This is a genomic window from Streptomyces sp. HUAS YS2, assembly GCF_033343995.1.
Taxonomy (GTDB): domain Bacteria; phylum Actinomycetota; class Actinomycetes; order Streptomycetales; family Streptomycetaceae; genus Streptomyces; species Streptomyces solicathayae.
In genome coordinates, this window is the sequence record NZ_CP137573.1 from 4,736,511 (window position 1) to 4,756,891 (window position 20,381).

Annotated in this window: 17 protein-coding genes; 14 read left to right on the plus strand and 3 right to left on the minus strand. The window is 72.9% G+C overall.

Translation table 11 applies throughout. The features are described from left to right. The first annotated feature begins 223 nt into the window (after positions 1 to 223). The gene (locus R2D22_RS22000; RefSeq protein ID WP_318106304.1) at positions 224 to 349 is read left to right on the plus strand and encodes a hypothetical protein; all 126 of its coding nucleotides are present in this window, start codon (positions 224 to 226) and stop codon (positions 347 to 349) included. Positions 350 to 730: 381 nt separating this feature from the next. Here R2D22_RS22000 and R2D22_RS22005 read toward each other — a convergent pair whose 3' ends face one another. Further along, positions 731 to 2,461, minus strand: coding sequence for a dolichyl-phosphate-mannose--protein mannosyltransferase (locus R2D22_RS22005; protein WP_318106306.1), 1,731 nt, complete (start codon positions 2,459 to 2,461; stop codon positions 731 to 733). A gap of 52 nt (positions 2,462 to 2,513) precedes the next feature. On the opposite strand from R2D22_RS22005, the gene rsmI reads away from it, so the two are divergent. The 6 genes from rsmI to R2D22_RS22035 all read left to right on the plus strand — a co-directional run bounded on the left by rsmI (position 2,514) and on the right by R2D22_RS22035 (position 8,075). Beyond that, positions 2,514 to 3,401, plus strand: coding sequence for a 16S rRNA (cytidine(1402)-2'-O)-methyltransferase (rsmI, locus tag R2D22_RS22010; RefSeq protein WP_318106309.1), 888 nt, complete (start codon positions 2,514 to 2,516; stop codon positions 3,399 to 3,401). 132 nt (positions 3,402 to 3,533) lie between these two features. Further along, positions 3,534 to 3,929 carry a hypothetical protein gene (locus R2D22_RS22015; RefSeq protein WP_318106310.1) on the plus strand — a complete coding sequence of 132 codons (396 nt, stop codon included), beginning with the start codon at positions 3,534 to 3,536 and terminating at the stop codon, positions 3,927 to 3,929. Between the two features lie 48 nt (positions 3,930 to 3,977). After that, positions 3,978 to 4,847, plus strand: coding sequence for a TatD family hydrolase (locus R2D22_RS22020; RefSeq protein ID WP_318106311.1), 870 nt, complete (start codon positions 3,978 to 3,980; stop codon positions 4,845 to 4,847). A gap of 82 nt (positions 4,848 to 4,929) precedes the next feature. After that, positions 4,930 to 6,282 (plus strand): ubiquitin-like domain-containing protein, encoded by a 1,353-nt coding sequence (locus R2D22_RS22025; RefSeq protein ID WP_318106312.1) that lies wholly within the window; start codon positions 4,930 to 4,932, stop codon positions 6,280 to 6,282. Between the two features lie 16 nt (positions 6,283 to 6,298). After that, a complete protein-coding gene (rsmA, locus tag R2D22_RS22030; RefSeq protein WP_318106313.1) occupies positions 6,299 to 7,177 on the plus strand; it encodes a 16S rRNA (adenine(1518)-N(6)/adenine(1519)-N(6))-dimethyltransferase RsmA in 879 nt (292 codons plus the stop codon). Beyond that, complete coding sequence (locus R2D22_RS22035; protein ID WP_318106314.1) at positions 7,170 to 8,075, plus strand: 4-(cytidine 5'-diphospho)-2-C-methyl-D-erythritol kinase; 906 nt, start codon at positions 7,170 to 7,172, stop codon at positions 8,073 to 8,075. Before rsmA ends, R2D22_RS22035 begins: the two co-directional genes overlap by 8 nt. Positions 8,076 to 8,252: 177 nt before the next feature. Here the strand turns inward: R2D22_RS22035 and R2D22_RS22040 are convergent, their stop codons facing one another. Both R2D22_RS22040 and R2D22_RS22045 read right to left on the minus strand, forming a co-directional pair. Beyond that, on the minus strand, positions 8,253 to 9,314 hold the full coding sequence (locus R2D22_RS22040) for a hypothetical protein (protein ID WP_318106316.1): 1,062 nt from the start codon (positions 9,312 to 9,314) through the stop codon (positions 8,253 to 8,255). Beyond that, positions 9,311 to 10,405 (minus strand): hypothetical protein, encoded by a 1,095-nt coding sequence (locus R2D22_RS22045; protein WP_318106318.1) that lies wholly within the window; start codon positions 10,403 to 10,405, stop codon positions 9,311 to 9,313. The genes R2D22_RS22040 and R2D22_RS22045 overlap by 4 nt, the downstream gene beginning before the upstream one ends. Before the next feature lie 109 nt (positions 10,406 to 10,514). On the opposite strand from R2D22_RS22045, the gene R2D22_RS22050 reads away from it, so the two are divergent. The 7 genes from R2D22_RS22050 to galK all read left to right on the plus strand — a co-directional run bounded on the left by R2D22_RS22050 (position 10,515) and on the right by galK (position 20,348). Next, positions 10,515 to 12,317, plus strand: a complete 1,803-nt coding sequence (locus tag R2D22_RS22050; RefSeq protein WP_318106320.1) for an ABC-F family ATP-binding cassette domain-containing protein — start codon at positions 10,515 to 10,517, stop codon at positions 12,315 to 12,317. Between the two features lie 227 nt (positions 12,318 to 12,544). Next, on the plus strand, positions 12,545 to 14,341 hold the full coding sequence (locus R2D22_RS22055; protein WP_318106322.1) for an outer membrane protein assembly factor BamB family protein: 1,797 nt from the start codon (positions 12,545 to 12,547) through the stop codon (positions 14,339 to 14,341). A 13-nt stretch (positions 14,342 to 14,354) separates the two neighbouring features. Further along, positions 14,355 to 16,151, plus strand: a complete 1,797-nt coding sequence (locus R2D22_RS22060) for an outer membrane protein assembly factor BamB family protein (RefSeq protein WP_318106324.1) — start codon at positions 14,355 to 14,357, stop codon at positions 16,149 to 16,151. Positions 16,152 to 16,354: 203 nt separating this feature from the next. Then, a complete protein-coding gene (locus R2D22_RS22065) occupies positions 16,355 to 17,041 on the plus strand; it encodes a response regulator transcription factor (RefSeq protein ID WP_318106326.1) in 687 nt (228 codons plus the stop codon). Between the two features lie 141 nt (positions 17,042 to 17,182). Continuing rightward, the gene (galT, locus tag R2D22_RS22070) at positions 17,183 to 18,226 is read left to right on the plus strand and encodes a galactose-1-phosphate uridylyltransferase (protein ID WP_318106328.1); all 1,044 of its coding nucleotides are present in this window, start codon (positions 17,183 to 17,185) and stop codon (positions 18,224 to 18,226) included. Further along, a complete protein-coding gene (gene galE / locus R2D22_RS22075) occupies positions 18,223 to 19,203 on the plus strand; it encodes a UDP-glucose 4-epimerase GalE (protein WP_318106330.1) in 981 nt (326 codons plus the stop codon). Before galT ends, galE begins: the two co-directional genes overlap by 4 nt. After that, positions 19,200 to 20,348, plus strand: a complete 1,149-nt coding sequence (galK, locus tag R2D22_RS22080; protein WP_318106332.1) for a galactokinase — start codon at positions 19,200 to 19,202, stop codon at positions 20,346 to 20,348. Before galE ends, galK begins: the two co-directional genes overlap by 4 nt. The last annotated feature ends 33 nt before the right edge of the window (positions 20,349 to 20,381 follow it).

Here is a 20,381-nt window from a genome sequence, read left to right on the forward strand (position 1 = left end):
TTGTGGCAGGGCGGCTCGAAGTATCCGAGTTGATGACGACCGCGAGAGTGGCGGAGCCGGGAGCGCGGTGTGGCGAACAGTGGCGATTAGTGGATCTCGTGCTGGGCGGTGCCAGCGCGCCGATAGGTTGCGAGACGCCCGATGGTCTCTCTCAGGAGTGCCTGCCTGAACAGGGGTAGGTCCCAACCGGGTTGGGAAGTCGAGAGACGGGAGTTCGGGCCGGATGGAGCGATCGACGAAACGGAAGGGGTCCCGCAAGCGGCCCCAGCGGCAGGACTGGGTGCAGTTGGCGGCGCTGATCCTCACGGCGATCACTGCCATCGCGGGGTGCGTCGAACACTTCGTGTGACGCAACGGTGGCGATCCGGACGGCTGGTCGGGTGACGAGTGGGCCCGGCCGATGAGTGCTCGGCCGGGCCCGCTATGCCCCGCGTGCGGGCCTGGCTTCGGGGTGCATCCCGAAGCCGGGCTCGGCGCGCGCGGGGAGGCGGAGGGGTGCGTTCCCCTCGTTAAGGGCCGTCGCCAGACGAGGTAACCGCAGCAGCCGTCTTTCATCAAGCAACCGCAGCCGGGGCAGGGCGTTTTACCCGTTTTGCCAATGGCGAATGACCATGGTTATGGGTGGCGTTGGCCGGTGGCGAAAAACGGAGGTGCAGGTAGCGAGCTTTCGGGGGTGGCGAATCCTGGCGTTTGGCAATACCAAGATCGCGACCCCCAGTGAAGCGCCGCGCTACACCCAGGTGTCCAGCCACATCCTGTTCCGCCAGGACTCCATCGGGATCGCCTCGCCCGTGTACAGCGGCCAGAAGTAGATGAAGTTCCAGATGATGAGGAGGACCAGGACGCCCGCGGCGACCGCGCCGATGGTGCGGCGGCGTTCGGTGGAGCCCGGCGGGCCCAGGATCGCGCCGATCATCATCGTGACCGCGAGACAGAGGAAGGGGACGAAGACGACCGCGTAGAAGAGGAAGATCGTGCGTTCCTGGTAGAAGAACCAGGGCAGCCAGCCCGCCGCCACGCCGCAGGCGATCGCGCCGGCCCGCCAGTCGCGGCGGAAGAACCAGCGCCACAGGACGTACAGCAGCGCGAAGCAGGCCGCCCACCACAGCAGCGGGGTGCCGAGGGCGAGGACCTCGCGGGCGCACTTCTCCGTGACGTCGGCCGGGCAGCCGTCCTTGCCGGCGGCCGGGTCCTCGTAGAAGTACGAGACCGGGCGGCCCAGGACGATCCAGCTCCACGGGTTCGACTGGTACGTGTGGCCCGAGGTCAGGCTCACGTGGAAGTTGTAGACCTCCACCTCGTAGTGCCACAGGCTGCGCAGCCAGTCCGGCAGCCAGGACCAGAAGCCGGCGCCGGTCGTCCGGTCCTGCTCGGCCGCCCAGTCGCGGAAGTAGCCCTTGTCCGAGGCGATCCAGCCCGTCCAGGAGGCGATGTAGGTGGCGATGGCGACCGGGACCAGGGAGACGAAGGCCGGGAGCAGGTCCTTCTTCAGGACCGCCGTGTACGGGTGGACCGCGCCGGCCGTCTTCCGGGCGCCCACGTCCCACAGGACCGTGAGCAGGCCGAACGCCGCCAGGATGTACAGGCCGTTCCACTTCGTGGCGAACGCCAGGCCCAGCATCAGCCCCGCCGCCAGGCGCCACGGACGCCAGCCGAGCCGCAGGCCCTCCGCCACCGCCGCGTCCGGCCGCAGCACGCCCTCGTCGTCCTCCGGGAGCGCCGCCGCGAGCCGCCGTCTCGCCCAGTCGCGGTCGATCAGCAGACAGCCGAACGCGCCGACCACGAAGAACATCAGCACCTGGTCGAGCAGCGCCGTCCGGCTCATCACGAAGTGCAGGCCGTCCACCATGAGCAGCGTCCCCGCGAGACAGCCGAGGAACGTCGAGCGGAAGAGCCGCCGGCCGATGCGGCACAGCATCAGGACCGACAGCGTGCCGAGCACGGCGACCATGAACCGCCAGCCGAAGGGCGTGAAGCCGAAGATCTGCTCGCCCAGGCCGATGACCCACTTGCCGACCGGCGGGTGCACCACGTACCCCGGCTCCACCGGCACCGTGACCGCGTCCGGGTTCGCCAGGATCGACTTGTCGATGTCCTTCGGCCAGGAGCCCTCGTAGCCCTGCTTGATCAGGGCCCAGGCGTCCTTCGCGTAGTACGTCTCGTCGAATATCACCGCCTTGGGCTGCCCCAGGTGCCAGAACCGCAGCAGCCCGGCGACCAGCGCGACCAGCAGCGGGCCGCCCCAGGCCGCCCAGCGCGACATCCGGTCCACCGCACCCCGCGACATGCCGAGCAGCGAGGTGGCCCCCGACGACGGCCGCACGTACGGCGGCACCAGCCGTTCCCGCAGCCCGGTCCGCGCCGGGGCCACATAGCCGAACCGGCGCAGTCGCTGCTGCCACGAGGGCGGGTCCTGCCCGGCGTCCTGACCCTGCTGGGGGTGTGGTGCGGTACTGGTCACCGCGCCATCGTAGGGAACGCGCCTGTGCGAGTCGCCCGTCCGGGCTGCGAGGATGACCCATGTGACTGGAACGCTGGTACTCGCAGGGACCCCCATCGGCGACATCGCGGACGCGCCGCCGCGGCTCGCCACCGAGCTGGAGAGCGCGGACATCGTGGCCGCCGAGGACACCCGGCGGCTGCGCGGCCTGACCCGCGCGCTCGGCGTGCACACCACCGGCCGGGTCGTCTCCTACTTCGAGGGCAACGAGTCCGCGCGCACCCCCGAGCTGGTCGAGGCGCTGGCCGGCGGCGCCCGGGTGCTGCTGGTCACCGACGCGGGCATGCCGTCCGTCTCCGACCCCGGCTACCGGCTGGTCGCCGCCGCCGTGGAGCGGGACATCAAGGTGACCGCCGTGCCCGGCCCGTCCGCCGTGCTCACCGCGCTCGCGCTGTCCGGGCTGCCGGTGGACCGGTTCTGCTTCGAGGGCTTCCTGCCGCGGAAGGCCGGCGAGCGGCTCGGGCGGCTGCGCGAGGTCGCCGACGAGCGACGCACCCTCGTGTACTTCGAGGCCCCGCACCGCCTCGACGACACCCTCGACGCGATGGCCGAGGTGTTCGGCGCCGAGCGCCGCGCCGCCGTGTGCCGCGAGCTGACCAAGACGTACGAGGAGGTCAAGCGCGGCCCGCTCGGCGAGCTGGCGGCCTGGGCGAAGGAAGGAGTCCGCGGCGAGATCACCGTCGTCGTCGAGGGCGCCCCCGAGACCGGACCCGCCGAACTCGACGCGGCGGAGCTGGTGCGCAGGGTGCGGGTGCGCGAGGAGGCGGGGGAGCGGCGCAAGGAGGCGATCGCCGCCGTCGCCGCGGAGGCGGGCCTTCCCAAGCGGGAGGTGTTCGATGCCGTCGTGGCGGCAAAGAACGCGGATCGGGACGGCCAGGGCCCGGCCAAAGGACTAACCTGAAAGGCAAAGCCTCCGCCGCGTAGCGGACCGTCCCGGCAAGGGCGTCCCAAGGACGTTCCATGCTTTCCCCTCCGCTGATGCGCTCCGGCAGAAATGGGCGTCCACTGGTCAGTGGAGTGGAGAGGAGCTGGCATGAGCGAGATCACCGGCGCATCCGTCGGCCACGAGGAGTACTCCTTCGCCTGCGCCCGATGCGGATACGGCTGGGAGCAGGCGTACGACATCGAGCACCGCCTGGACGCCAACGGCCAGGAGTTCATCGTCTACCGGACCGAGGGCGCGCGGGTCCCCTCACCGCTTTCCGACCTGGCCTGCCCCAACTGCGAGCGCCGCGGTGCCGTCCGGATCCTGCGGTCCGGGCAGGTGTCCACCGCGATGCGGATGATGGACACCGAGCAGCCGCGGGCCGCCGCCCCCGTCCCGCCGAAGAAGGCGCCGCCCGCCCGTACCGGCGAGGCCCCCGGGCCCGTGCAGGAGCACCACCGGCACCTCTCCGACCTGCTCCACCCCTTCCGCGACCGCAAGTGACCCCGCCGCCCCGGCCGGTCCCGTGAACCTGAACGTACGATCGGGGCCATGACCTCCAAGGACGCCCCGCCGCCGCTGCCCGAGCCCCTGCTGGTGCCGGTGGCGGACTCGCACACCCACCTGGACATGCAGAACGGCACCGTCGAGGAGGCGCTCGCCCGGGCCGCCGCCGTCGGTGTCACCACCGTCGTCCAGGTGGGCTGCGACGTGAAGGGCTCCCGGTGGGCCGCCGAGACGGCCGCCGCGCACCCGGAGGTGCACGCGGCCGTCGCGCTGCACCCCAACGAGGCCCCGCGCATCGTCCTCGGCGACCCTGACGGCTGGTCCCGCCAAGGCGCCCGGGAGGCGGGAGGGGACGCCGCGCTCGACGAGGCGCTCGCCGAGATCGACCGGCTCGCCGCGCTGCCCGAGGTCAAGGGCGTCGGGGAGACCGGCCTCGACCACTTCCGCACCGGTCCCGAGGGCATGGCCGCGCAGGAGCGCTCGTTCCGCGCCCACATCGAGATCGCCAAGCGGCACGGCAAGGCGCTGGTCATCCACGACCGCGAGGCGCACGCCGACGTGCTGCGGGTCCTCGCCGAGGAGGGCGCGCCCGAGCGGACGGTCTTCCACTGCTACTCCGGCGACGCCGAGATGGCCCGGACCTGCGCCGAGGCCGGCTACTACATGTCCTTCGCCGGGAACATGACCTTCAAGAACGCCCAGCCGCTGCGCGACGCCCTCGCCGTCGCCCCGCTGGAGCTGGTCCTGGTGGAGACCGACGCGCCGTTCCTGACCCCGGTGCCCTACCGGGGGCGGCCGAACGCGCCGTACCTGATCCCGATCACGGTCCGCGCGATGGCCGAGGTGCGCGGGATCGAGGTCGACGCGCTGTGCGAGGCGCTCGCCGCGAACACCGCGCTGGCGTTCGATTACTAGAGGGTCACCGCTACATAACTCTCACCCTACGTAGTCGCGTTGCTTTGGAGAGTGACCGCGGCTCCGCTAGGGTCCCGGCTTCGTGAGCACCTCGCAGGGGAGTCATCGAGCCGCACGCGGCGGCCGTCGCGCCGCGACCCGCACGGTCGAGGCACCGCCGGTCCCGCCGCCGTCGGCCCCGTCCATCCACGAGTACGAGACCCAGCCCTACGCGGCTCGGCTCGCACCGCCCCCCGTGCGCGCCCCCGAGCCCGCCCGGGCCGCCGCCCCTGTCCCGGCCCCGGCAGCCGGCGGGCGCGCCGCCGCCCGGCGGGGCGCCCGCCGCCGGAAGGCGGCCCCCGCCGGGGACGGGCTGCGCCGGCTCGTCCCGCAGGCCCTGGTCGTCGCGTTCCTGGCGGGCGGCACCACCGCCTTCGTCGCCGACGACAAGGCGATCCGGCTCAGCGTCGACGGCGTCCCGCGCACCCTGCACACCTTCGCCGACGACGTCGAGGAACTCCTGGAGGACGAGGGCCTCGCCGTCGGCGCCCACGACCTCCTCGCGCCCGGCCCCGGCGCGGCCCTCTCCGACGGCGACGAGGTCGTCGTCCGGTACGGCCGCCCCGTCCGGCTGACCCTCGACGGGCAGCGCCGCCAGGTGTGGACGACCGCCCGCACCGTCGAGGGGGCGCTGCGTCAGCTCGGGGTCCGAGCCGAGGGTGCGTACCTCTCCGTCTCCCGCTCCGCGCCGATCTCCCGCCACGGCCTCGACCTCGACGTGCGCACCGAGCGCACCGTCACCCTTCTCGCCGACGGCCGCGAGCGGACCGTCCGCACCAACGCGGCGACCGTCCGCGAGGTCGTCGAGGGGGCCGGCATCACCCTCTCCGGCCAGGACACCACCTCCGTGCCGCCCAGCTCCTTCCCGCGCGACGGCCAGACCGTCACCGTCCTGCGGATCACCGGCTCCCGGGAGGTCCGCGAGGAGCCGATCCGGTACGCCGTCGAGCGGGTCCGCGACCCGGAGCTGTTCGCCGGCACCGAGGTCGTCGAACGGCAGGGCGTCCAGGGCGTGCGCCGGGTCACGTACGCGCTGCGGACCGTCAACGGGGTCCGGCAGAAGCCGCGCCGGATCGCCGAGGAGATCGTCCGCGCGCCCGTCGCGCAGCGGGTGAAGGTCGGGACGAAGCCGCTGCCGCACTCGGTCGCGGGCGCCGACGGCCTGGACTGGGGCGCGCTCGCGCAGTGCGAGTCCGGCGGCCGGCCGGGCGCGGTCGACCCGTCGGGGACGTACGGCGGGCTCTACCAGTTCGACCCGGGGACCTGGCGGGCTCTCGGCGGCAGCGGGGTGGCGCAGAACGCGCCCGCGTCCGAGCAGACGTACCGGGCGAAGAAGCTGTACGTGCAGCGGGGGGCGAGTCCCTGGCCGCACTGCGGCCGAAGGCTCCACGGGTGAGCCGTAGGCTGTACCGGTGAGCACCACCGATCCCGCCGACGTTCTCCTCGGCCCCGCCGACATCCGTGAACTGGCCGCCGCGCTGGGCGTACGCCCCACCAAGCAGCGCGGCCAGAACTTCGTCATCGACGCCAACACGGTCCGGCGGATCGTCCGGACGGCCGAGGTGCGACCCGACGACGTGGTCGTGGAGGTGGGCCCGGGACTCGGCTCGCTGACGCTGGCCCTGCTCGACGTCGCCGACCGGGTGACGGCCGTCGAGATCGACGACGTCCTCGCCGCGGCCCTGCCCTCGACGATCGCGGCCCGCATCCCGGCGAAGAAGGACCACTTCGCGCTGGTCCACTCCGACGCCATGCACGTCCAGGAGCTGCCCGGCCCGGCGCCGACGGCGCTGGTCGCGAACCTGCCGTACAACGTGGCCGTGCCGGTGCTGCTGCACATGCTGGACCGCTTCCCGTCCATCGAGCGGACGCTCGTGATGGTCCAGGCGGAGGTCGCCGACCGGCTCGCCGCCGGTCCGGGGAACAAGGTGTACGGCGTGCCGTCGGTGAAGGCGAACTGGTACGCCGAGGTGAAGCGGGCCGGGTCGATCGGGCGCAACGTGTTCTGGCCGGCGCCGAACGTCGACTCGGGCCTGGTGTCGCTGGTGCGGCGGAAGGAACCGCTCGCCACCACGGCCTCCAAGGACGAGGTCTTCGCGGTCGTCGACGCGGCCTTCGCGCAGCGCCGCAAGACGCTGCGCGCCGCGCTGGCCGGCTGGGCGGGCTCGCCCGCGGCGGCGGAGGAGGCCCTGGTGAAGGCCGGGATCTCGCCGCAGGCGCGCGGCGAGGCGCTCACCGTCGAGGAGTTCGCACGGATCGCGGAGAACCGGGGAGAGCGTACGGATGGCTGACCGCAAGAGCGTGACCGTTCGGGTCCCCGCGAAGGTCAACGTGCAGCTGGCGGTGGGCGGGGCGCGGCCGGACGGCTTCCACGACCTGGCCAACGTCTTCCTGGCGGTGTCGCTGTTCGACGAGGTGACGGTGACGCCGGCGGACGAGCTGCGGGTGACGTGCTCGGGTCCCGACGCGGACCAGGTGCCGCTCGACCGCACGAACCTGGCGGCGCGGGCGGCCGAGCGGCTCGCGGCGCGGCACGGCATCGCGCCGGACGTGCACATCCACATCGCCAAGGACATCCCGGTCGCGGGCGGCATGGCCGGCGGCAGCGCGGACGGCGCGGGCGCGCTGCTCGCGTGCGACGCGCTGTGGGGCCTGAACTCCTCGCGCGCGGAGCTCATGGAGATCTGCGCGGAGCTCGGCAGCGACGTGCCGTTCAGCCTGGCGGGCGGGGCGGCGCTGGGCGTCGGCCGCGGCGAGCGGCTCTCCGAGCTGCCGGTCGGCGGGACGATCCACTGGGTGTTCGCCGTCGCCGACGGCGGGCTGTCGACACCGGCGGTGTACCGCGAGTTCGACCGCCTCGCCGAGGGCACGGACGTGCCCGAGCCGGTCGCCTCCCCGGACCTCCTGGAGGCCCTGCGCACCGGCGACGCCGCCGCGCTCGCGGGCACCCTGTCGAACGACCTCCAGCCGGCGGCGCTCTCCCTGCGCCCGTCGCTGGCCGCGACCCTGGAGACGGGCATGGCGGCGGGTGCGCTCGCCGCGCTGGTCTCGGGCTCCGGCCCGACGACGGCCTTCCTGACGAAGGACGAGGACTCGGCGCGTTCGGTGGCCGAGGCGCTCACCACGTCGGGCACCTGCCGCACGGCCCGGGTCGCCCACGCGCCGGCGCCGGGGGCGCGGATCGTCTGAGCGGCGCGGGTACGAACCCGGGACGGAGGCGCCCGCCGGGGCGCCGCTCCGTTGTGCCCACCCTCCCCCGAGCTCTCGGCTTCGCTCGAGCAGGGGACCCCATCGCCCTGGGGGCACCTCCCGGACGGAGTCTGGGGGAGGAACGAATGCCCACAACGGGGGTGGGCATGGCGGACGTCAGCTCGGCGGGGCGCAGGCGTGGGTTTTCGCGGACCGGTCCGCGAACGTCTTGAGAGCCGCGCGGAGCGACGTGTGGTCCAGGGCCAGTGGGGAGGCGAAGCGGTCGGCTCGGGGGCGGATCTCGTAGACCGCCGTGTCCCCTGCTCCCGGGCACCGGGCCGTCAGGAAGTAGTGGCCGTCGGGGCGGTCGCCCGGCTCACGGGCGGCGTCGCGGGCGTCGAGGCGGCGCAGGCCCACGAACGGGCCGTAGTGCGCGGTGAGGGCGTACAGCTCCGTGCCCTGGAGGCCGCCGAGCGTGCAGCCCTCGATCGGCTTCGGGCCGGCCGGGGACTCGACCGCCGTGACGACGCCCCAACGAGCCGCGGTCGCCGCGTCCAGGACGCCTGCGCAGGCCCCCGACACCGTGCCGAACGGCCTGTAGTCCCAGGACGTCACCGACACCCCGGGGTCCCCGACCGCTCCGCCGGGCTTCGCCGCCGCGCAGCCGGTGCGCCGCGCGTACGAGGCCGCCGTACCGGTCAGCACCTCGGTGAGCCGGGTGCGCGCGGCGGGCCTGGTGAAGTCGGCGCCGTGCAACCGCGCGGAGACCGTGGCCACCAGGCCGTCGCCCGGCTCCTTGCCGCAGTCCAGCATGAGCGCCGCGGTCGCCTCGCCCCGGTCGTCCTCGTCCCGGTCGGGGGAGAAGGAGAACGAGCCCGTCCAGCCGTGGCCGAGCGGTGCGTCCCGGCCGTCGGCGTCGATGCCGACCGCCCGGTCGTCGGCCCGCTGCACCGACACCACCAGCCAGTTGCGGCCGTCCTCCTCGGAGTCGACGCCGTCCACCTTGCACGACCACCCGCGGGTCCCCGACCGGATCGACGTCGTCACCTCGGCGCCGTCGAGCAGCGCCCGCAGCGGACCGGCCGCCAGGTCGCCCTCGCACGCCGAGTCCAGGGCGCTGTCGTGCCGCCAGGCGTCGTACCCGCCGGACAGCCAGAACAGCCCGCCCGCGACGGCGACGGCGCCCGCCGTCCACGCGGCCGTCAGCCGCACCCGCCGCCGCTTCCAGAACGCGCTCACCGCGCCCACACCTTTCCGAGCCGCTTCGTCCCGCGGCAGTCCTTCGCCGATGCCAGGTACCGGTCGAGGAGCGCGTCCGCCCGCTCCGTCAGACCCGTCGGCTCAGGCCCCGACGTGCTGACCCGGTGCAGCGTCCGGCCGTCCGCGCAGACCGACTCGGCCCACGCGGCCACCTCGTACGAGCGCCGGTCCTTCGCCGGCGCCCCGCCGCGGCCCGCCCCGGCGAGCTCCGCGCCGTACTCGGTGCGGACCTCCGGCAGCGCCACGCCCCACCAGCTCGCCGACGACACCGACATGCCCCTGCCGTCCGCGCGCGTGAACGAGAGCGTGCAGCCCCGCGCCCACTCCGGGCTTCCGCCGTGCATCCCGTTCTGCGCGGGCCGCGGCGCCCCGCCCGGTACCCGGCCGAGGTCCGCCGGCCGGAACCAGCGGCAGGGCTCCGGGGCCGCGTCCTCGTCCTCGGAGGCGCCCCGGTCCCGCGGCCCCGGCTTCGCGTCGTCGTACCGCACCGGCTTCCCGCCGCAGCCGTTCCGCTCGCGCAGGTCCTCGGCGAGCGCCACGACCGCCGTGCCGACCTCCGCCGCCGCGTCGGGCCCGTCGAGCAGCGACCCGTGCACCCGGAACGCCGTCACCGGCCGGGCGTACCCGCGCAGCCCCTTCGGGCAGGCGACGGTCACCTGCGCCTCGGCCTGCTCGTACGCGTCCGCCCACTCGGGCGCGTCGTCGTACGGGGACTCCCCGGCGACGTCGTCGACGGTGACGCCCTCCAGCGGCGGGTCGAGCACGGGGACGGCCGCGATCTCCAGCGTCGGGTCGTCCTCGTCCTCGCCGGTGACCGAACAGGCCATCAGGGCACGCGGCCCCGGCCCGGTCCGCAGCCGCCACCGGGAGTCGTCCGGGAGCAGTCCGCGCAGGATCTCGGCCGGCAGCGCCCCGCCGCAGGCCCGCGCGAGCACCGCCTCGTTGTGGTCCGCCCGCCGCTCGGCGCGTACCAGCAGATACCCGGCGAAGACCGCCGCCAGGACGGCCACGGCGGTGGCCTGCGGCAACCACCGATGGCGGCGGAACCGTGTCCACACCGAGTCGGACATCCCCGCCCCCCCGTCTTCGTACGCGTCGTCGAACGATCACCGCACGCTATCCCACGCCCCGCGCCGTCTACCCTTGGACGTCGATCCATCCCCCGGTACAGGAGTCAAGGTGGCCGTCAACCTGGTCAATGTCGAGGCAGTCAGCAAGGTGTACGGAACCCGTGCCCTGCTCGACGGCGTGTCCCTCGGCGTCTCCGAAGGCGACCGGATCGGCGTCGTCGGCCGCAACGGCGACGGCAAGACGACCCTGATCCGGATGCTCGCCAAGCTGGAGGAGGCCGACACCGGCCGCGTCACGCACAGCGGCGGGCTGCGCCTCGGCGTGCTCACCCAGCACGACTCCCTCGACCCGCGGGCGACCATCCGGCACGAGGTCATCGGCGTGATGGCCGACCACGAGTGGGCCGGCAGCGCCAAGATCCGCGACGTGCTCACCGGCCTGTTCGGCGGCCTGGACCTGCCCGGCTTCGAGAAGGGCCTGGACACCGTCATCGGCCCGCTCTCCGGTGGCGAGCGGCGGCGCATCGCGCTCGCCAAGCTGCTCATCGAGGACCAGGACCTGCTCGTCCTGGACGAGCCCACCAACCACCTCGACGTCGAGGGCATCGCCTGGCTCGCCGGCCACCTGCGCGAGCGCCGCTCCGCACTGGTCTGCGTCACCCACGACCGCTGGTTCCTCGACCAGGTCTGCACCCGCATGTGGGACGTGCAGCGCGGCGCCGTGTACGAGTACGAGGGCGGCTACTCCGACTACGTCTTCGCCCGCGCCGAGCGCGAGCGCATCGCGGCGACGGAGGAGGTCAAGCGGCAGAACCTGGTCCGCAAGGAGCTGGCCTGGCTGCGCCGCGGCGCCCCCGCCCGCACCTCCAAGCCCCGGTTCCGGATCGAGGCGGCGAACGCGCTGATCGCGGACGTGCCGGAGCCCCGCGACAAGAGCGAGCTGATGAAGTTCGCCAACGCCCGTCTCGGCAAGACGGTGTTCGACCTGGAGAACGTGGACATCACGGCCGGCCCGAAGGAGCTGCTGAAGCACCTGACCTGGCAGCTCGGCCCGGGCGACCGGATCGGTCTGGTCGGCGTGAACGGCGCGGGCAAGACCTCGCTGCTGCGCGCGCTGGCCGACGCCGCCGTCACCCAGGGGGACATCCAGCCCGCGGCCGGCCGGATCGTCGTCGGCAAGACCGTGCGGCTCGCCTACCTGTCGCAGGACGTCACCGAACTCCCCGCCGAGCTGCGGGTCCTGGAGGCCGTGCAGCAGGTGCGCGACCGCGTCGACCTCGGCAAGGGCCGGGAGATGACGGCGGGCCAGCTGTGCGAGCAGTTCGGCTTCACCAAGGAGAAGCAGTGGACGCCGGTCGGCGACCTGTCCGGTGGCGAGCGGCGCCGCCTCCAGCTGCTCCGTCTCCTCATGGACGAGCCGAACGTCCTCTTCCTCGACGAGCCCACCAACGACCTCGACATCGAGACCCTGACCCAGCTGGAGGACCTCCTCGACGGCTGGCCCGGCTCCATGGTCGTGATCTCGCACGACCGGTTCTTCATCGAGCGCACCACCGACCGGACGTTCGCGCTGCTCGGCGACCGGACTCTGCGCATGCTGCCGCGCGGCATCGACGAGTACCTGGAGCGGCGGCAGAAGATGATCGAGGCGGCGCTGCCCGCCCCGGCTCCGGCCGCGCAGCAGAAGCAGGGCGTCTCCGCCGCCGACGCACGGGCGGCGAAGAAGGAGCTGCAGAAGGTCGAGCGGCAGCTAGACAAACTCTCCGAGAAGGAGACCAAACTGCACGCCCAAATCGCCGACAACGCCACGGACTTCGAGAAGGTGGCCAAACTGGACGCCGAGCTGCGGGAACTGGCGGGCGAGCGCGAGGAGCTGGAGATGCGCTGGCTGGAGCTCGCCGAAGACGCGTAGAGAAGGCGTGGAGACCCGGTAACGAGGGCATCACGGGCCGGTCCTCCCTTGGGAACAGGGGTGGACCGGTCACTTTTGCGCCACCCCCCGGGTGGTACAAAGAAATCCCGCTCGACCCATTGCACAGTGCGCCATCCATGTCCGATTCGCTCCTTTCCGCCGGGACTTGACCGGTGGAATCGCGGGGGAGGCCGGTCGGACACCGGACCGCACGAAGGGGGAAGCTGATGACTCAGCCGCCCAGCAACCAGCCGCAGGGCGGCTTCGGCGCGCCGCAGGACGGGCCGCCGGCCCAGCCGCCCGGCCAGCCGCCCCAGCCCCCGGCCCAGCCGCCGCATGCCCCGCCGGTCCCGCCGGCGCAGCCGCCGCAGGCCCCGCAGCCCGGTTACGGGTACCCCCAGCAGCCGCCCGCCGGTTACGGGTACCCGCAACAGCCGGGCCCGTACGCCCAGCAGCCCGGTCCGTACGGGCAGCCGCAGTCGCAGCCGGGGCCGTACGGCCAGCAGCCGAACCCCTACGGGGGCTACCCGACGCAGCCTCAGTACCCCGGCGCCCCGGCGCCCGCGCCGTCCGGCGGCAACCCCTTCAAGGGCAAGCCCGGCGTCATCATCGCCGCGGCGGCGGCCGCGCTGCTCGTCATCGGCGGCGGTACGTGGTTCGCGCTCAGCGGGGACGACGACAAGAAGCCGATCGCCAAGCCGAGTTCCACCCCGAGCTCCTCCGCCTCGGTCGACCAGGGCGACGGCAGCGGCGACGGCCGCAACGCCGCGGACGACCTCAACGCCGGCCGCAAGCCCGGCGAGGCGAAGGTGAACTGGCTGGTCAAGAACACCGTCGACCTGCCCCGCAACGGCGCTGACGTGTACGGCCCGTGGGTCTTCGGCGACACCGTCGTCAAGGGCATGTACAAGAGCCTCGTCGGCTACGGCCTGAAGGACGGCAAGGAGAAGTGGAACCTTCCGCTTCCGTTCGAGATGTGTGCCGCGCCGTCCCAGATCTCCGCCACCGGCCAGATCGTCATCGGCGTCAACGACAAGGCCGGTGACCGCGCCGACTGCCTCGTCCTGCAGCAGGTCGACCTCAAGACCGGCAAGGCGGGCTGGAAGAAGACGCTCCCCAAGGGCAGCGGCTTCGCCTCGCTGTCCGACATCACCCTCGCCATCAGTGGCAACACGGTCACCGCGGCCGGCACCAGCAACGCCTGGGGCTTCTCGCTCACCGACGGCCGTCAGCTCTTCACCCGGCCGAACGGCGACTGCAAGCCGTACGCCTACGCCGGCGGCTCCAAGCTGATCGGCGCGTACAGCTGCAAGACCAGCGACTACAAGAAGAAGCAGGAAGAGCTCAGCGAGGTCGACCCGAACACCGGCAAGCCGAAGTGGACCTTCCGGCTGAAGCCCATGTGGGAGGTCGACAAGGTCTACTCGGTCAACCCCGTGGTCGTCTCCCTCCGGCAGGAGGGGGAGACCAGTGACGACGGCAAGTGGGTCGTCCTCGCGCTCAACGCCAACGGCAGCCAGCGCTCCCAGCTGACCGGCAGCACCGACAAGTTCGCTCCCCGCTGCGGCGGCAACTACGTCATCTTCGGCAAGCACCTGCAGGGTTGCGTCGGCGTCGCCGCGGACGCGAACACCCTCTACATGTCCACCGAGGAAGACACCAGCGGCCTGGCCCGCACCAACGCCGTGGTCGCCTTCGACCTGAGCACCGGCAAGCCCAAGTGGCGCGCCAAGGCGCCCGCCGAGCGGGTCGTGACGCCGCTGCAGATGCAGGGCTCCAGCGTGCTGCTCTACATGGACGCGAAGTACGACAAGGGCGGCGCGCTCGCGACGCTCGCCCCGACCGGCGGTGCGCCGAAGATCGTGCAGCAGCACCCGGCGTCGACGTCGGAGATCGAGAACGACTTCTACAGCGCGCGTTACGCGTACGCGAACGGCACGTTCGTGATCGCGTCGGGCCGCGTCAGCGCCACCAACGACGCGGAGGAGAAAGAGACCAAGACGATGATGGCGTTCAGCAAGTGAGGCACGCAGACCGATGACTCAGCCACCTCCCCCGCCGAACCAGCCCCCGGGTCCGCCCCAGGGCGGCTTCGGCGCCCCCCAGGACCCCCCGGCGGGCGGCTTCGGCGCCCCCACGCCGCCGCCGGCCCAGCCGCAGTACGGCTACCCGCAGCAGCCGCCCACGCAGCCGCAGGGCCAGCCGTCCGCGCAGCCGCAGTACGGCTACCCCCAGCAGCCCGACCAGGCGGCGGGGCAGCCCCAGTACGGCTACCCGCAGCAGCCGCCGACCCAGCCGATGGGCCAGCCGCAGTACGGCTACCCGACGCAGCCGCAGTACGGGTACCAGCCCACCCCGCCGCCGGGCTCCGGCGGCGGCAAGAAGCTGACCACCCAGATGCAGATCATCATCGCCGCCGTGGTCGCGGTCGTCCTGATCATCGGCGGCGGCGTCTGGTACGCCTCCTCCGGTGACGACGAGCCGGCGAACGAGGGCAAGGGCGGCAGCAGCCAGGGCACCGACGGCGGCAAGGGCAAGGCCGCCGCGGACGGACCGGGCAAGGAGAAGGTCCCGTCCAACGTCCAGTCGAAGGTGTCCTTCCAGCTGCCGCACCCCAAGGTCACCGACGTCACGGACGTGGCCGGCTCCTGGGTGACCGACAAGGCGTACGTGAAGACGGGCGTCAACTCGATCGTCGGCTACGACCTCGCCAAGGGCACCCCGGTGTGGACGCTGGCCCTGCCCGGCCAGGTCTGCGCCACCTCCCGGCACGCGACCGCGGACAACAAGACCGCGATCGTCTACGAGGCGTCCAAGCGCCTCCCGCCGCGCAACTACCAGCCGTGCACCGAGGTCGCCGTGGTCGACCTGGTCGCGGGCAAGCTGGTGTGGACGAAGTCGGTCACCAGCGCCAGCTCCGGCGACGACAAGGTGAAGTTCAGCGAGGTCACGCTGAGCGGCACCACCGTCGCGGCCGGCGGCACCGACGGCGGCGCCGCGTTCGACCTGGCCAACGGCAACCCGCGGTGGAAGCCGCAGGCGAACGCCGAGAACTGCTACGACATGGGTTACGGCGGCGGCGCCGGCCTCGTCGCGGCGCGCAAGTGCGGGCCGTACGACAGCCAGTACGTCGTCATCCAGAACCTCAACCCGGCCACGGGCGCGCCGATCTCGCAGTTCAAGATGCCGGCCGGCGTGAAGTACGCGTCGATCGTGTCCACCAAGCCGCTGGTCGTCGCCGCGGACGTCGGCGACACCGCCGACGACGGCAGCGGCATCTCGGACTTCTTCTCGATCGACGAGGCCACCGGCAAGCTCAAGGTGAAGATCGCCGCGGACGCGGACCGGTTCGCCGCCCGCTGCCGCTCCACCGAGGTCGAGACCTGCTCCAAGGTCGTCGTCGGCAACGGCCGGATCTACCTGCCCACCGAGGACCACGAGGGCAGCGGCGAGTACGGCGACACCAACGAGATCGTGTCGTTCGACCTCGCCACCGGCAAGCCGACCAGCGACAAGGCCGACGCCGGCGACCGGTACTCGATGTTCCCGCTGCGCATGGACGGCGGCAACGTCATCGCGTACAAGACCCCGCCGTACGACAAGGGCGGCCAGATCGTCTCGATCGACGGGGCGACCTTCAAGCAGACGACCCTGCTGGAGAACCCGGGCGACGAGGCGGTCCGTGACGCGGAGTCGAGCTTCTCCTCGGACTACGCGGAGATCCTCTACTCCGGCGGGCGGATGTTCATCTCCGAGACGATGATCAGCGAGCCGCGCAAGTCCGCCGGCGACGACAAGGAGTACCTGGTCGTCGCTTACTCCACCACCGGCTGACACCCCGCGGTACCCCGACAGCCCGGCGCATCGATTCACATCGGTGCGCCGGGCTGTTTGCGAGTGGCCCTGATTGGCGAAGAATTCGGGCAGTCTGGGGGGCTTCTGGCACGTAAGGGACGCGCAAGGTCGAACAAGCGTGTAGCTTGCCGGGTCAGGAGGGCCGGGGGGCCAGCTCCAGGGGGTGATGGGGGTTTGATGCGATGGGCGTGCGGCTCATGGTGGTCGACGACCACCGACTGCTGGCGGAGGCGCTCGCCTCGGCACTGAAACTGCGCGGGCACCGGGTGCTCGCGGCGGCGGCGCCCGCGGCGGGCGCCGCCGAGCTCGTGGTGGCCAGGGCGCCCGAGGTGTGCCTGCTGGGCACGGCCGCGCCGGCCGAGCCGGGGGCCTTCGAGCCGATCGTCCGGATCAAACGGGAGCGGCCGCAGGTGGCCGTGGTGGTCCTCGGGCCGGTGCCGTCGCCGCTCGGGATCGCGGCGGCGTTCGCGGCCGGCGCGTCCGGGTACGTCCGGCACGACGAGCGCATCGAGGGCGTGGAACGGGCCCTGCTGAAGGCCAGGGCCGGGGAGGCGGCGGTCGCGCCGCAGCTGCTCCAGGGCGCGTTCGAGGAGTTGCTGAACCCGACGGCGCAGCCGGACGACGAGGGGCAGCGGCTGCTGCGGGTGCTGACGCCGCGGGAGGTCGAGGTGCTGGTCCGGGTCGCGGAGGGCGAGGACACCCGGCTGATCGCCCAGGGCATGCGGATCGCGCCCAGCACGGCCCGGACGCATGTGCAGCGGGTGCTGATGAAGCTGGGCGTCGGGTCCCGGCTCGAAGCGGCGGCGCTCGCGGCGCGCAGCGGCCTGCTCGACCGGGCGCCGCGGCCGCGCGGGCCGGGAGAGGTCTGACGGCACCGGTCCTTACCGCCCGGTCGCGATGCGCGGATTGAAGGGGTTTGGGGTCTCCCCAAGCCCCTTCTTGTTGACTCTCGATGTTTAAATGTGCTTCGTTGTGCGTGGTTCTGTTTGAATGTCGCGCGGAGGCTGCCCGTGAAGAAGACCGTGACCACCCTCGCCGACGGGCGTGAGCTGATCTACTACGACGCCGGCGACGACACCGTCCGCGACGCCGTCGACGAGCGGCCGCTGGATCCGCCCGCCTCCGGCTCCGAGATCCGCCACGACCCGCTCCTCGGCGACGCGGTCGCGATCGCCTCGCACCGCCAGGCCCGCACCTACCACCCGCCGGCCGACGAGTGCCCGCTCTGCCCGTCCCGGGACGGCCGGCAGAGCGAGATCCCGGCCGCCGACTACGAGGTCGTCGTCTTCGAGAACCGCTTCCCCTCCCTCGCCGGCCGGACCGGCCGCTGCGAGGTGGTCTGTTTCACCTCCGACCACGACGCCTCCTTCGCCGACCTCACCGAGGAGCGCGCCGCGCTCGTCCTGGAGGCGTGGACCGACCGCACCGCCGAACTCGCCGCACACCCGCAGGTCCGCCAGGTCTACTGCTTCGAGAACCGCGGCGCGGAGATCGGCGTCACCCTCGCCCACCCGCACGGCCAGATCTACGCCTTCCCGTTCACCACCCCGCGCACCGCCCTCATGCAGCGCCGGGCCGCCGAGCACCGGGCCGCCACCGGCCGGAACCTCTTCGACGACGTCGTGGCCCGCGAACGCGCCGACGTCGAACGGGTGGTCCTGGAGGGAGAGCACTGGACGGCCTTCGTGCCGTACGCCGCGCACTGGCCGTACGAGGTCCACCTGTACCCGAACCGCCGGGTGCCGGACCTGCGCGCGCTGGACGACGCGGCTCGCACAGAGTTCCCACAGATCTATCTGGAACTCTTGAGGCGCTTCGACCGGATCTTCGGCCCGGACGAACCGCCGACGCCGTACATCGCCGCCTGGCACCAGGCGCCGTTCCACGACGCCGAGCGGGACGAGTTCGGGCTCCATCTCGAGCTTTTCACCGTCCGCCGTACGTCCGGCAAGCTGAAGTACCTCGCCGGTACCGAATCCGGTATGAGCGTGTTCATCAACGACGTGCCGCCGGAGGCCGCGGCCCGTCGACTGCGAGAGGTGGCGGGCAAGTGAGCAAGGCGAAGTACCTGGTGACGGGCGGGGCGGGGTACGTCGGCGGGGTCGTCGCCGCGCACCTGATCGAGGCGGGGTACGCGGTGACGGTCCTGGACGACCTCTCCACCGGATTCGCCGCGGGCGTCCCGGCCGGCGCCGAGTTCGTCGAGGGCCGGATCCAGGACGCCGCCCGCTGGCTCGACGACTCCTACGACGGCGTGCTGCACTTCGCCGCGTTCTCGCAGGTCGGCGAGTCCGTCGCGGACCCGGAGAAGTACTGGCTGAACAACGTCGGTGGCACCACCGCCCTGCTCGCCGCGATGCGCGACGCGGGGGTGCGCCGGCTGGTCTTCTCCTCCACCGCCGCCACCTACGGCGAACCGGCCGTCACCCCGATCACCGAGTCCGCCGCCACCGCGCCGACCAACCCCTACGGCGCGACCAAGCTCGCCGTCGACCACATGATCAGCGGCGAGGCGCGCGCCCACGGCCTGGCCGCCGTCTCCCTGCGCTACTTCAACGTGGCCGGTGCGTACGGCACCCAGGGCGAGCGGCACGACCCCGAGTCCCACCTCATCCCGCTGGTCCTCCAGGTCGCCCTCGGCCGCCGCGAGTCCATCTCGGTGTACGGCGACGACTACCCGACCCCCGACGGCACCTGTGTGCGCGACTACATCCACGTCGCCGACCTTGCCGAGGCGCACCTGCTCGCGCTCGGCGCGATGACCCCGGGCGAGCACCTGATCTGCAACCTCGGCAACGGCAACGGCTTCTCGGTCCGTGAGGTCGTCGAGACGGTCCGCAAGGTCACCGGCCACCCCGTGCCCGAGGTCCTGGCCGCCCGCCGGGCCGGCGACCCGGCCGTCCTGGTCGCCTCGGCGGAGGCGGCCCGGGAGCGGCTCGGCTGGATCCCGTCCCGCCCGGACCTGGCGGACATCGTCGCGGACGCCTGGGCGTTCGCCCGCAGGCAGGACCGGGAGGGTGAGCACGCATGACGGTCGCAGCGGACTTCACCCGGCTCTACGGGACCGCGCCGGACGGCGTCTGGGCGGCGCCCGGCCGGGTCAACCTGATCGGCGAGTACACCGACTTCAACGACGGATTCGTGCTGCCGATGGCGCTGCCGCACACCGCGGTCGCGGCCGTCGCCCGGCGCGACGACGGCGTCCTGCGGGTCCACTCCGCCGACGTCGAGGAGGGCGTCGTCCAGCTCGACGTCGACGCCCTCGAACCCCGCTCCGGCGCCGGCTGGGCCGCGTACCCGGCCGGCGTCGTGCGGGCGCTGCGCGAGGCGGGGCACCCGGTCACCGGGGCGGACATCCATCTGGCCTCGACCGTCCCCACCGGCGCCGGGCTCTCCTCCTCGGCCGCCCTGGAGGTCGTCACCGCGCTCGCCCTGGACGAGCTGTACGGGCTCGGGCTGACCCGGCCCGAGCTGGCGCGGCTCGCCCAGCGCGCCGAGAACGACTTCGTCGGCGTGCCGTGCGGGGTGATGGACCAGATGGCCTCGGCGTGCGCGGCCCCCGGGCACGCCCTGTTCCTGGACACCCGCGACCTTTCGTACCGTCAGGTCCCCTTCGACCTCGGCGCGGTGGGGCTGCGGCTGCTCGTCGTCGACACCCGCGTGAAGCACGCGCTCGGCGACGGCGCGTACGCCGAGCGCCGCGCCGGCTGCGAGGCCGGTGCGCGGGCGCTCGGGGTGCGCGCGCTGCGCGACGTGCCGTACGTGCACCTGCCCGACGCCCTCGCCCGGCTGAGCGATCCGACGGTCCGGCGCTACGTCCGGCACGTGGTCTCCGACGACGAGCGGGTGCGCCGGACGATCGAGCTGCTCGACGCCGGCGAGGTCCGCAAGGTCGGTCCGGTGCTCACCGAGGGGCACGCCTCGCTCCGGGACGATCTGCGGGTTTCCTGCGCGGAGTTGGACCTCGCCGTCGAGGCGGCGAACGCGGCCGGGGCGCTCGGCGCGCGGATGACCGGCGGCGGCTTCGGCGGCTCCGCCGTCGTCCTCGTCGAGGCGACCGGGCCGCAGGGTGCGGACGTGGTGGCCGCGGCGGTCGAAAAGGCCTTCGCCGAGGCCGGGTTCACCGCGCCGAGGATCTTCGAGGCGGTGCCCTCCGAAGGCGCGCGGCGCCTCTGAGGGCCCCAACTATCACAGGGACGGCATAAGTTC